The sequence below is a fragment of the Streptomyces liangshanensis genome (assembly GCF_011694815.1).
Lineage (GTDB): Bacteria > Actinomycetota > Actinomycetes > Streptomycetales > Streptomycetaceae > Streptomyces > Streptomyces liangshanensis.
Window position 1 is genome coordinate 7,155,758 of record NZ_CP050177.1, and the last position, 13,172, is coordinate 7,168,929.

Consider the following 13,172-nt stretch of genomic DNA (forward strand, 5'->3'; position numbering starts at 1 on the left):
ATGAGGCCGCGTGAGGCCCGGGAAGACCGTACGAAGAAGCCCCAGGAGGATCCCCAGCGGAAACCTTCCGGAACCGGCGGGGGCCGGGGACACAAGACTACGAAGCAACCGCGGCGGACCCCGGCGTCCCCTCCGCCTCCCCCTCCCGCTCCGTCTCCCCCTCCGGCTCAGGGGCGAGCGGGTAACTGACGAACATCGACACGATCCGGCGCGCGGAGACGCACACCGAGCCCCAGGGGAAGTCCTGTGCGTCCACCGCGCCCGGAGCCCGGTACTTGAGCGGTTCGACCAGCACCAGGTCCCGGTCGGGCAGGTCGTCGGAGCTCACGTTGAACGACGCCAGTCGGCCCTCGACGTAGGACCCGTCCTCCAGGACGCAGCCCACGAGCGGAGACTCTCCCGGATACCACTTCTCGAACATGACCCACCACGCCGACATCGCCGACGAGTGCGGCACGCCCGCCGTCACGGCCGCCGCCGCTACCGCCAGGGCGCAGGCCGCGGACAGCAGACCGCCGGCCCACCAGACGAGTTCGGCGTAGTGCGCCTGCGCGTACGGGGCGCCCTCCCGGACCAGCCGGCCGACGTCCGGCGTGAGGTGGGGCAGCAGCCCGCGTACCACGCCGAAGACCGCGAGTACGGCCAGCTCCGTGAGCACGCTGCAGAAGACCACCGTGCCGGTCTCCCGGAAAGGCGTCGGTCGGCGCTCGCTGCCCCTGCGTTCGCGGACAATGACGAACGCGAGACCCGGCAACAGCAGGACCACGAGGAGAACGAGACCCGTGACGGTCGTCGGCATGACAGATCCAGGCGGTATGGGGAGGCGGGCGGGAGGCTCACCGTACCGCGCCGGTACGGCCGGCCGCCCGGCTCACGGAAGCACTCCTACCCTCAACGAACGCTCCACGAAGGGGTTTTGAGGGTCAATGAGCCGAATCCCCCTCTATAGGCGGGGGACCGCCAGTACGGTGGGCGAGGGAGTCGACGGTGTCGGCGCGCGGGCGGTCCGACATCACGTCAACTGGGGGGAGTGCCATGCGCAAGACGCTGATCGTGGGGATCGATCACTACAACCACCTGGAACTGCTCACCGGGTGTGTCAACGACGCTTTCGCCGTCCGGGGAGCCCTCGAACGCAACTCGGACGGCACGCTGAACTTTCGCAATCCGGCGGTCCTCGCCGGCACGAGCGCCGAGCAGCCCGTCCTCAAGAGGGACCTCAAGGAAGCCGTCAGAAAGCTGTTCGCGGACGACTCCGACATCGCGCTGTTCTACTTCGCGGGGCACGGCTACATCGAGGACACCGGAGGGTTTCTGTGCGCCAGTGACTCGGAGACCGGTGACGACGGCCTGGCCCTGGCCGAACTCATGACGATGGCGAACACGTCCCGGGCCCGGAACAAAGTCATCGTCCTGGACAGCTGCCACAGCGGCGCGGCGGGCAACAGCGCCATGGCCGCCGGTCTCGCCGAGATCTCGGACGGTGTCACCATCCTGACCGCCTCGACCGCCGAGCAGGATTCGTACGAGACGCCGGGCGGCGGTGCGGGCGTCTTCACGAGCCTGTTCGTCGACGCACTGAACGGCGCGGCGGCCAACCTCGTGGGCGACATCACCCCCGGCAGCGTCTACGCCCACATCGACCAGTCGCTCGGCCCGTGGGCGCAGAGGCCGGTCTTCAAGACGAACGTCAAGACGTTCGTCTCCCTGCGCAGGGCCGAGCCGCCGATCGCGCTGGCCGATCTCCAGGCCCTCACCACGCACTTCCCCGTTCCGTCCGGCCGGTTCCCGCTGGATCCGTCGTTCGAGCCCGAGCGCTCCCCGGGTGAGCGGGCCGACAGCTCGATTCCTCCGCCCGACCCCGCCCACACGGCCGTGTTCGCCGTGCTGCAACGCTATGTGAAGGTCAATCTGGTACGCCCGGTGGACGCTCCGCACATGTGGCATGCCGCGATGCAGAGCAAGTCGTGCGAATTGACCGTACTGGGGCAGCATTACTGGGCACTCATGGACAAGGGACTGATCTGAATGCCGATACATCCGGAGGGGCACGGCACGGAGGCCTACGGCACGGAGGCCTACGGCACGGAGAAGGTGATGGAGGAACTGGCCGGCGTCGAGCACGAGCGGTGGGCGCACTGGCAGCGGTACCTGCACTCGCGGTGCGAGCGCCGGAGCGACGGATCGCTGACCATCCCCGCCGAACTGGTCCGGCGGTGGGAGGCGCAGATGGCCACCCCCTACGCGGAGTTGTCCGAAGCGGAGAAGGAGAGCGACCGCGAGCAGGTCCGGCGCTACCTGCCTCTCCTCGTCGCGATGTTCGGCCCCGCCGTCTGACCCCGGTCGCGGGGCCCGCCGACCGTGCGCCGGCGCTCCGTGCCGGTCAGGGCGTCACGGGCCTCACCCCATGCCGTCGCGAAGGTGAATTCCGTACGCCTGCGCGCTCCCCACACCTGCCACTCGGTACCCCCGGTGTTGAGCAGGACCAGCGCACCGGTCGTGTCGTTCCGGTGTGCGCGCAGTCCCGCGAAGCGCGAGTCCCGCCGACCCCGGGGGCCTCTCACCGTGAGCGCGGCGTCGATGAACCCGTGCCACCGCCGGGTCAACTCCCGCCCGGCCATCGGCGCGAGGACGAGCGCCACCGGGACCGACGGATGCATGGCCAGGATCTCCAACTCCTGCCGAAGGCCCTCGTTGATGGCCTCGGGCGTGGCGCCCACCACGACGAGCCGGGATCCGAGCGCCTTGGCCTCGATCTCCGTTTGCCAGTCGGGGCCCAGTCGCATACGCGCCGCCCCGATGTCGGACCGGCTCCTGGTGTCCGCCGGGTGGGAAGCGGCGATCACCGGGCCCAGGGCCCACACGTGTCGGACCGTGATCTCCTCGAAGGGCTGTCGCCAGGCGAAGCTGGCGCGTTCGAGCACACTGGTCCGCGCGATGGCGCTCGACGGCATCGTCGCGGAGTCGTCCGTGAAGCTGCGCAGATAGAGCACCGGCGGCTCGGGGCTGTCCCGCTGCGCGGCTTCGGCGTTCGTCAGCGCGTACGAGCGCCCCAGCCTGCGGATCAGCACTCCGCCGACCATGAGCAGCGCGGACAGCACGATCACCGAGCTGCTCGCCCCCAGGCCGACGACGGCCAGCATGAGGAAGACCACCAGATGGCTGAAGGACTGGACCTGTAGGTATCGCTCGGTGGGCAGACCGCCGTCGATCAGCGGCGAGCTGCCCAGACCGGACAACTGGGCGATGTAGAAGAGGAAGAAGACGCCCACACCGGCCGCGTACAGCAGCAGGCTCGCCAGACCGCAGCCGCGCACCACCCAGGCGTGCGTGCCCCGCACGTCCCACCGGCCGCGTACGGGACGCGGCTGCCACGCCAGCTTCAACAGGTGGCTGCGGCCGGGCAGGAGCCAGCCTCCGGCGAAGGCGACGGCCAGCATGACGACCGGCTCGACAGTCAGGTTGCGGGTCGTGACGAGGAGGAACAGCACGAGGAAGCCGAAGACGCGGAACGCCGCCCTGACACGGACGAGGGCGGCGAGCTTGAGCGCCGTACGGGACACGTCCCGCCACGCGGGGTCTCTCCGCCGGACACGGTAGGGACGCCAGACGGGCCAGGTGCGGATCAGCCGCCAGGGCAGGATGTAGAGGGCGTATCCGACGGCGGGCATGATCAGCAGCGCCACCATGCCCTGCGAGTACTCGGGTTGTGTCAGCGTCGCTCTCTCGCCCGGGACGAGTGCGGTCTGCCGTACGGCCATCTCGGTGACGCGGCCGGTCAGCGCGTCGAGACGCCCCTCGGCCGGCGTCCGCACGGACACCTGTACCGCCCGGCTGCCCTGGGCGAACAAGGCCTTCTGGCTCCGGGCGCCGCTGACGTAGCGCACTTGGGGTGCGAGCCAGACGCCGGGCAGTGCGCGGAGGTTCGTGGCGCGGGTGAAGAAGTCGGGGTCGAAGGCGGCGAACCATACGAGGGTGGCGGCGTCCCTGCCGCTCGGGCAGCTCCACACCACCGCCTGTGCCTCGTCGCCGCCGTCGGTCCGCCAGGTGCGCTGCCGGCCCTCGCACACGTCCATCAGCCACTTGGTCTCCGTCTCTCCCGACCACCGTCCTTCGGAGACCAGCCGCTGGGACGGGCCCAGCCCGGGGTCCCTGATCACCAGCGAGTCGGGAGGCGAGGGGGCGTCATGTACGGCGGGGGACGTGGCACCGCCACGCGCCGTGGGTTCCCGGCCCGCAGCCTGGGAACGGGTCGCCCAGGCCGCGTCGGCCAGGAGGAACAGCAACAGAAGCGGCACCAACAGAAGCGGCAACGACAGGACTTCCGGCGGCAGGGCGCCGCGGGCTCGCCCTGAGCGCGGGGGCGTCCTGCGCGGCGGACGTGTCGTGCGCCCGGTTCGGCGTGTCGTGATGGGGGTGTGCGCCATTCGTGCCCGTGCCTTCGCAGTCGACGACCGTGGGCGCGGCCCGGCCGGCGGGCCCTCCCCTGGTGGGAGTCGACGGTAGGCACGGCTCCGGGCCCGGGCGCCTGCCTCGGCCCGGATCCTGTCTCTTCCGGAGGAGAAGTACGTCAATCCGACGACCCGCGGGCGGACACCGGAACGAGCCGGATCGCAGCTTTTCGGGGGTATCGCCCGTGAACCCCCCACCGTGCCCGACATTTCCCGGAACCAGTGGTTCCCGTCGCCTCGCCGGGCTACCGTTGATGCCCTGCCGCGGGGGGCGCGGTGGGCCGTACGGGGGGTGGGGCGTGGGTCCGGCAGACAGAGTGCGTACATCCGGAGGCGCCGGTGCCCGGTGGCCGGGGCGAAGCCGGCTGATCGGGGCCATGGCGGCCGTGCTCGCGCTGGGCCTGGCCACCGCGGTGTTCCTGACGACGCGGGGCGGCCCGGCCCCCGCCGACGACGCCGGCCCGCCCCGACGCGCCCTGTTCCTGGGAACGCTCACCGGCCACAAGGGCCCGGTGTCCGCCCTCGCGTTCAGTCCCGACGGGCGCGTCCTGGCCTCCGGCGGAGCCGATGGCACCGTCCGGCTGTGGGACACGGCGACCGGGAAACAGAAGGCTCTCGTGGAGCACGACCAGCCCGTTCTCCAACTCGCCTACAGCAACGACGGCCGCACCCTCGTGGGCATCAGCGGCGAGAGCGAGTTCGTCGGCGGCCCGCTCTGGCTGGCCGACCCGGCGACGGGCCGGGTGCGCCGGACCCTGCCCGGAACGTACGTCACCAACGTGGCCTTCCATCCCCGGAACGGGTCGTTCGCCGTGGCCGACGAGACGGGCATCGTCTTCACGTACGACGCCGAGGACGGGAGCATGAAGGACCAGATCCCCGTCGCCGGCCCGACCACGTCCGTCGACGGCCTGCGCTACAGCCCGGACGGGGCCTGGCTGGGTGTCTCCGCCGGCGCCCTGGTCAGACTCTGGGATCCGCGTACGGTCACCTCCGCGCCGCGGACCGAACTCACCGCGCCGGAGTTCACGAAGATCGGCAAACGTTTCACGACCTTCTCCGCCTCGCCCGTCGTCCTCTTCTCGCCCGACAGCAAGACCGTGATCACCGAAGGCGCCATGGACGGCTGCCGTCTGTGGACCACATCCGGCGACGTGCGTACCTCCGCCTGCTCCGGCGCGGGCGTCGCGGGCGCCGCACTCGCACCGGACGGCCGCAGCCTCGTCACCTTCGGAACGGGGCGGCGGACCGTGGAGGTGTGGAACGCGAACGCCGGACGCAAGACCTTCACCTACCGAGGGCACCTCGGCGACGTGACGGCCGTGGCCGTGAGCCCCGGCGGTGACCTCGTCGCGAGCGGCGGCGCCGACCGGATCGTACGACTGTGGCAGGCGCCGGGCCTCGGCCAGGGAGCCGCGCCCCAGCCCACGGAGGGCGGATGACGCCGGAGCCCGCGACGGAGCGGGGAGCCTTCGAAGCACACCCTCCCTTCGACGCGGCCACCCCGATCCGCTACGACACCTTCATCTCCTACTCGTGGACCGACGCCGCGGCCCACGCCGGCGCGCTCGACGACGCGCTGCGCAACCTCGCCCGGCCCGTGGACGGAATCCGCGCGCTGGAGACGTTCCTCGACAGGTCGGGGATGCGTGTCACCGAGGCCCTCTGGCTCGAAATGGCCGGCCACCTGGACGCCTCGCGGCACCTCACCCTCGTGGCCTCGCCCGCCGCGGTCCGCGACCCCGACTCCTACCTGTCCCGCGAGGTCGAGCGCAGGCGGGGTACCAGGGGCGCCGACGAGCTGACGATCGTCCTGGTCAAGGGAAGGGCGGTCTGGGACGACAGCCTCGGTGACTTCGACTACGACGCCAAGGACAACGCCGTACCACCGGGCCTGCGCGGCGCGTTCACCGCCCGTCCGCACCTGATCGACCTGACGTCATTGGACGCGCGCACGGAGCTGAACCTCTCCCACGCCCCGTTTCGCGACGCCTGCCTGGAACTGGCCGCACGCCTCCACGGGGAGGACCCGCGGACGCTGCGGGCCCGCGATCAGAGCGAGCGGACCCGAGAACGCCGCCGGCGGCGGCGGATGCGCTCCGCGTCGAGCCTCACCGTCACCGCGCTGGTGACCGCGGTCCTCGTCCTGGCGGGCACCGCCGTCTACTCGAAGGTCCAGCGCGAACGGACGCAGGACGCCCACCGGAAGGCCACCCAGCGCGCGACGCAGGCCCGGGCCGACCGGCTGGCGGCGCGGGCGGGCAGCACCGCCGCGCCCGATCTCCGCCTCCTGCTCGCCGCCCAGGCCGTCACCACGGCCGCCACCGAAGAGGCACTGCCCGTCCTGCGCGCGGCCGTCTCCGACGACGTGCAGACCCTCCTCCATCCCGGTGCCGGTCCCGTCCGCGACGTGGAGCTGTCCGCGAACGGCGCGCACGTGGCCGTGATCGACGGCGAGGGCGGCGTCAGCGCCTGGGACACCACCACCCGGCGGCGGCTGTTCGGCCCGGCGCACCTGGGCGCGTATGCCGTCCGGTGGTCCGACGACGGCGCCCTGCTGATGACGGCCGGCCGGGACGGGACCGTCCGCTTCCTGCGCGCGTCAGGGCAGAGCGAGGGCGAACCCCGGCGCCGCGACGGGGCCCGCGAGGGCGGAGCCGTCGCCCTGTCCGGCGACGCGGCCCGCTTCGCCCTCGCCCCGCCGGGCGGACCCGTCACCGTCGAGGACCGGGCCGAACCGGCTCACGTCACCGTCCTGCGCCGCACGACGGGGCCGGTACGCCTGTCCTTCGCCACGCCGGACTCGCTCGTCGTCGGCACCGACCTCGTCACCCTGCCCGGCGGCGGCACCCGTGCCCTGCCGCCCACCACGGGACCGGTCTGCTCGCAGCTCGTCCAGGACGTCTACGGTCCGGTCGCCTACGACGCCGGACACGGGAGCTTCGTCTTCGCGGAGGACCACGACCTGTTCCTCCAGGCCCACCTGAGCGCGTACGGAGGGAGCCGGACGGCCCCGGAATTCCGGTGCGCGTCCGGCGAGAAGAAGCTGAATCTCTCCCTCTCCGGAAGCGCCACCACCGTGGACATCGCCTCGACCGGCCTTGTCGCGGCGGGAACGGGCGAAGGACTCGTCGTCCTGGCCCGCCTCGACCGCCCGCCGCCGTCACCGAAGGCGGGCGTCGCGGACCTGATCGCCGCGGCCTGCGCCAAGGCGGGACGGACCCTGACCCCGCAGGAGTGGCGGAACCTGATGCCCGGTCTCGCCTACGCTCCGGCCTGCCGTTCCGCCCCCTGAACCACGCGGCCGCCGCCCCCGGTTCACCCCCGGGCCCACGGTCGCCGACCCCCGCGAACCCGGCCCCGTGGCCGTACCGGGGAACGCCCGCTCCCAGGGCCCCGCTTCCCGTCACCGCACCCTCAAGGAGGCAGCCGTGCCCGGCCTGCCGCAGACCCCGCGTCCCTATCCGGTCGTCGTCCTCGTCCACGCCTCCGACCAGCGCCCTATGGCACAGGCGCTGGCCAAGGCGCTGCGGCGCATCGGCGGGACGAGGAAGCGCCGTATCACCGCCGCCCCGTTCGGCGACGCCACACCCGAGCTGATCGCGCGGGCCGACCACCTGCTGATCCTGCTGAGCCCCGGACTGAGCGGCGACCCCGGCGTCAGGTCGGCGCTCGCCGACTGGCGGGCGACGGCCCCCGACACCCCCGTACTGCTGGCCCTGCTGTCCGGAACCCTCGGCTGGGACAGAGAACACGGCCGTTTCAGCCCCGACGCCCCGGTGCCTGAGGAACTGAGAGACGTGTACGCCGCCGAACCGGGCTACGCCGACTTCTCCCGCCTGTCCGGCCCCCGCGCCGCCACCCTGCGCGACGACGACTTCAGGCGAGGCGTGGGCCAGATCGCCTCCACGCTGTACGGGTTGCCCGCCCGCGACCAGCTGGACGGCGACGACATCCGTGACCACCAGAAACGCCGCCGGCTGCGCGTCGCCTTCCTCACGATCGTCCCCGTACTCGTCATCGTCGCCGCCCTGACCGTCCCCCAGGTGGTCCACGACAGCCGGGAAGCGGCCCGCGACCGGCAGGCCACCCGCGCGGCGGAGCAGGCGGCCGAGGCGAACCGCCGGTCGGCGGCGGCCCGGCGGCTGGTCAACCGGGCCCGGAAGGAGGACAGCGACAGCCCCGAACTGCGCCTGCTCTTCGCCGCACAGGCATTCGTCCTCGGCGACACGCAGGCCGGCAGCGTGCTGCACTCCCTCCTGCGCGCCTACGGAGAGGAGAAGGCACCCCTGGGCCTGCTCCAAGGCCGGACCGACGAAGACGGCGTCCCCGTGGCCCTCGGTCCGGACGGCGGTGTCCTGACCGGCCTGGGAACCTACTACGCTCCCGCCGCGTGGCAGCCGCGCAGGACCGCCCTGCCCGATTCGCCGCGCGTCCTCGCACTCTCGCCGGGCGGGCGCCACGCGGCGGTGCACGGCACCCGCGAGATCGGCGACACGGTCCGCGTCGCGGGGGTGGAACACCGGTGCGCGGGACAGGGCGGCGCGGGCGGCTGTACGAGCGCGGAACTCGTCGACCTGACGACCGGCGGCTCCCGGCCCCTTCCGACCGAGGTGTCCGCCCTGCGCTCCGGGCTCTCCGACGAGGCCGGGACGACCCAAGGGCAGCCCACGGGCGCCGACTTCCAGCCCGACGTCTTCTCCCAGGACGGTAAGTACCTCCTGAGCGTGGGCACGCTCACGGACTCGGTCTACGCCGTCCCCGTACAGGATCCGCGACGGGCCGTCACCGTCCGGCTTCCCGGCCGGCCGATCGCCGTACAGCCCCTGCGGGACGGCACGGTGTCGGTGCTCACCGAGTCGACGCTGCTCGCCTTCCGGCCCCAGGACGGGCGCGTGGTACGGCGCGTGGCGCTGGACGCCAAGGGGGTACAGGCCGCGGTGGTACGGCCACGGGCCGGGGAGGTGGTCCTCGCCAGGGCGGGACGGCTCACGTTCGTCGCGATCGGCACGGGCGAGGAGCGGGGCTCCGTGGACACCGGCCTCGCCCTCGTCCAGCAACTGGCGGTCGACCCGGGCGAAGGGACGCTGGCCGCCACCGGCGGGGGAGGCGGAGCCCTGGTCGACGTCAAGGGGCTCGATGTCATCGCCCGGGGCCCCTGGGGAGTCCTGGGAACCTCCGCCCGGTTCGCGGGGGAGGCCAACGGCGCCGGCACCGAGGTGGCCTTCACCGCGGACGGCTCCCGGGTGGTGATGCGGCCGTTGATCGGTGAGAGCGGCTGGGGGAGCCCGGTGTACCTGTGGAGCACCGACCCGCGCAGCTGGTACCGCGCCTCCTGCGCCCTGGCGGCGCGCACCCTGAGCGACGAGGAGTGGAAGGAGTACGTCCGGCTGGACGACGACGCTCCGCACGCCTGCGCCCCGGACGCGTCCGGATGAAGGCGGCCCGCAGCACCTCCCGCGCGGCGCACCGCTCGGCGCCGGGGCGACGCGGTACGGCGGGGACCCCCTGACGTGAGTACGGAACGCCCCGCCTTCCGCGGCGATACGGGAACGAGAGCCGTGACCCTGCGGTTGTGGCGCAACGTCGGCTGTTTCGGTCTCCTCAACGTCGCGCTCCTGCTGTTCATCGTTCTGCTGGTCGCCACCGGCGGCCCGGTGCTCCTCGGGTCGTGCGTCTTCGCGCTCTTCGCGGTCGGCGTGTTCCGAATGGCCCGGCTTCTCCGCTTCACCCTCCGTATCCGCGTCAAGGACGCCGCCGACGTCGTGCCGGACCTGGTCACCTCCGGCGAGCGGTACTGCCTGATCCTGCGCCCGTTCGGATCGGCCGGGCACATCATCGTGCCCAGCGGCCGAGGGCGGCGGACACTGACCCTCTCCGGGATGACGGTCACCTCCACCATGGAGCAGGTGGTCTCCAGGTCCTGGTCCGACGTGTACGCGGCACAGGCGTACGCGGTCGTCGACCCGGGTCTCGCCCTGGCGCCCGGCAGCGTCGTCTACATGCGCGCCGAGCACACCGCCTGGAAGGAACCCGTCGAGCGACTCATCGCCACGGCGCACTCGATCGTCCTGATCCTGCCGCCGCACCAGCGGATCCGTACGTCCACGTGGTGGGAGGTGCGCAAGATCCTGGAGCTCGAACGTCTTGAGCGTCTCACCGTGGTCCTGCCTCCGTACGACGTCGAAGGAAGCGGGCACGCGCAGGCGAAGGACGAGCTGTGCAAGCTCCTTGCCGTGATCGAGGATCCGTTGTGCCTCGTCCATCTGCCCGACGGCGCGGATCCCGTGATCAGCGCCGAGCGGGTCGACCACTACGCCAACGACATACTGCCGCCCACCACACTGGGCGTGCACTTCTTCAGAAACGAGAGCACCGTTTTTGAGCCACGTGACGACGGACCCGTCGTGTTCCAGTACGGCGCCGGAATCGCCCGCAGATCGCGGATCCTGCGCAGAAAGAGCAAAGTCAGCGAGTACACCTACCGCCGCCTCCTCCTGGAGGCCTACCGCTCCGACGCGCAAGAACGATCCTGAGCCGCCACGCCGGGGCCCGGCCCGGGATCGACCGGAACCGGAGGCACCGTCGTTCCGGGCGGGAGCGCCGCGTCCAACCGCGACCGCAGGCGCCGCAGTTGAGTCTTCCGGGGGATTTCGGCGAAGGCGGCGGACAACGGCTCGAAGCGCAGGACCGAGGCGCTCCAGTCGGCGGTGAAGTGGATGACGCCGTACAGGGCGGGTGTCCGGTCGGCCACCGGGGTCACCGGGGGTGGCAGTTCCAGGGGGAGAGCCGGCGGGCGGTACGCCGCGCGCTCACTCTCGGACAGCGAGGCGGCACGCGCCGCGAACGCCCGCGTGGCCGCGCGGCGGAAGCGCTCGTAGCCGTCCTCGTCGCGCGTGGGCAGGACGAGGAGAAGGCGGGACGGCGGCAACAGGCGCACCGCCTCGGCCAGTTGCCACAGGGTCTCCGCAGTCGTGCCGGAAGCGGGGATGACGACGAGGCGGGACAGCGGGAGGGCCGTGGTGAGTACGTCCTGCCAGCCCTGCGCGGGAAGCCGGAGGCGGGCCCGGCCGGTGGGAGGGGGTCGTCCGGGTGCGGACGCAGGTACAGCACACAGGGTTCCCGGGCGAGGTCCTCCGGAACGCGGGGGCGCAACCACAGCCGGCTCACCATAGCCAGGTCCTCGCGGTGCAGGTACCAGGACCTGCCCGCCACCAGCAGACCGATCGCTGCCGCGCCGGCCGTCAGGGGCACGGCGTGCGTGTGGAAGAAGGTGATCACGGCACTGATCGCGGTACCGATCACCGCCCCGAGGCTCCAGACGAAGCGCTGCACCGCCCTCAAGGCGAAATGGCGGCTCGTCAGGGCGGCGTCCCGCTCCACCGTTTTCAGGACGCGCCCTCGCACGACGAGTCCGACCGGCAGGCGATCGCAGGTGGTGAAGGCAGTCAGGGGCTTCCTTGTGATCCGGCGGTGGAGCGGCCCGGACGGCGCCGGTGCCGGCTGCCCCTCCTTGTCCCGGTGGTACCGCATGGTGCTCAGGCCGATGCCACAGGGGACCGGCCAGCGAAGTACGTACTCCGTCACCCGGAGCCCGATGCCGGTGGTGTCCGCGGGCTCGGGCTTTGTCCGGTCGTCTCCGGAGGGCGGATGACGGACCGCCGTCTTCGGGCGGCTGGTCGCGCGCACGGTGGCGGAGATCTTGCCCAGCATGGCCAGCGTGTAGCACGCGGGCACGAGCACCCCGTACTGACTCCACGGGGGCAGCCCGTCCCACCGGCGCACGACGATGTAGCCGAGCGAGGCCAAGAGCCCGGCGCAGAGCGTGACGATCTGCCAGTGGAGGCGGGAACAGACCTCGCGAACGGCCTGACCGGGCAGCGCGCTCTCGCATTCGGCCACCCAGGGGGTGACTTGTCGGCGCTCGGTCTTTCGCCATCGGGCGTACGGCGTCGGGCCGCGCTCCGCGGTGGTGTCGAAGGGGACGGTTTCGGCCGTCCAGTCGGCTGTGAAGCGGATGACTCCGCGCAGCGGGAAGCCGGTCGTTGTCCTGGCCGGGCGGCTCGGCTCCGGCCAGTCGGGGAGCACGGGGAGCGGAGACGGCGTCTGTCCGGCTTTGCGCAGCCCTGCCGCTCGCTCGACGGCGTACGACTCGGCTGCCGCGCGGAAGCGTTCGTAATCCTCGCGTTCGCCGCACAGGGCCAGCACGACGCGCGACGGCGGCAGTTGCCGCAGTGCCTCGATGTACTCCCACAGGGTCCCCTCGGCGCGGCCGGAGCGGCTGCCGACGGCTGCGACGACGACCACCAGCCGGGCCCGGCGGATGGCCTCGCTGACGTGCTGACGCCACTCGTCGCCGCCCGGGGGGAGGTAGAAGGACTTGGGCCCTGGCAGGGGGCGTGGTTCGCCGGGCCGGCCGGCCGACACGACGGGGCCCAATCACCGGAAGTCGTGCCTGCCTCCGCGTGAGCCCCCGGCGACCACCCCGCGGTCCTACCCCAGCTCCTGAAGCCCCCATCAACCCGGGCAAACCGCCTGAACAACGCCGCCCTGGCCGTGTCTCCTGCGGCCCGCCGAACGGAGAGGGTGTCGGCCTCGAATGCGTTGACTTCGCCGCCGAAGCACACGGAAACTCCGGTCCGACTTGGGTGATCCGGGGAGGCAATACCGTCGACCGGCCAACTTGGGCACTGCACGCCTCCGCCTAGACCCCCGCGCCGC

9 protein-coding genes are annotated in these 13,172 nt (G+C 72.2%); 6 read left to right on the forward strand and 3 right to left on the reverse strand.

The genetic code is table 11. The annotated features are described in order from the left end of the window. Nucleotides 1–97: 97 nt before the first annotated feature. On the reverse strand, nt 98–799 hold the full coding sequence (locus tag HA039_RS31090) for a DUF6338 family protein (protein WP_167034985.1): 702 nt from the start codon (nt 797–799) through the stop codon (nt 98–100). 236 nt (nt 800–1,035) lie between these two features. On the opposite strand from HA039_RS31090, the gene HA039_RS31095 reads away from it, so the two are divergent. Then, nucleotides 1,036–2,028: a caspase family protein gene (locus HA039_RS31095; RefSeq protein WP_167034987.1), complete on the forward strand. Its 993-nt coding sequence runs from the start codon at nt 1,036–1,038 to the stop codon at nt 2,026–2,028. Then, nucleotides 2,029–2,337, forward strand: a complete 309-nt coding sequence (locus HA039_RS31100; RefSeq protein WP_167034989.1) for a hypothetical protein — start codon at nt 2,029–2,031, stop codon at nt 2,335–2,337. It abuts the gene before it with no gap. Here the strand turns inward: HA039_RS31100 and HA039_RS31105 are convergent. Continuing rightward, nucleotides 2,295–4,298: a hypothetical protein gene (locus tag HA039_RS31105; RefSeq protein ID WP_167034991.1), complete on the reverse strand. Its 2,004-nt coding sequence runs from the start codon at nt 4,296–4,298 to the stop codon at nt 2,295–2,297. The genes HA039_RS31100 and HA039_RS31105 overlap by 43 nt on opposite strands. A 530-nt stretch (nt 4,299–4,828) precedes the next feature. Here HA039_RS31105 and HA039_RS31110 point away from each other — a divergent pair. From HA039_RS31110 to HA039_RS31125, 4 genes are all read left to right on the forward strand, one after another. Then, nucleotides 4,829–5,893, forward strand: a complete 1,065-nt coding sequence (locus HA039_RS31110) for a WD40 repeat domain-containing protein (protein ID WP_167034993.1) — start codon at nt 4,829–4,831, stop codon at nt 5,891–5,893. Next, nucleotides 5,890–7,746 (forward strand): hypothetical protein, encoded by a 1,857-nt coding sequence (locus tag HA039_RS31115; RefSeq protein WP_167034995.1) that lies wholly within the window; start codon nt 5,890–5,892, stop codon nt 7,744–7,746. Before HA039_RS31110 ends, HA039_RS31115 begins: the two co-directional genes overlap by 4 nt. Nucleotides 7,747–7,882: 136 nt before the next feature. After that, nucleotides 7,883–9,889 carry a hypothetical protein gene (locus HA039_RS31120; protein WP_167034997.1) on the forward strand — a complete coding sequence of 669 codons (2,007 nt, stop codon included), beginning with the start codon at nt 7,883–7,885 and terminating at the stop codon, nt 9,887–9,889. Between the two features lie 123 nt (nt 9,890–10,012). Continuing rightward, nucleotides 10,013–10,987, forward strand: a complete 975-nt coding sequence (locus HA039_RS31125; RefSeq protein WP_167034999.1) for a hypothetical protein — start codon at nt 10,013–10,015, stop codon at nt 10,985–10,987. 223 nt (nt 10,988–11,210) lie between these two features. Here the strand turns inward: HA039_RS31125 and HA039_RS31130 are convergent, their stop codons facing one another. After that, nucleotides 11,211–12,878: a glycerol-3-phosphate acyltransferase gene (locus HA039_RS31130; RefSeq protein WP_167035001.1), complete on the reverse strand. Its 1,668-nt coding sequence runs from the start codon at nt 12,876–12,878 to the stop codon at nt 11,211–11,213. Between the last annotated feature and the right edge of the window lie 294 nt (nt 12,879–13,172).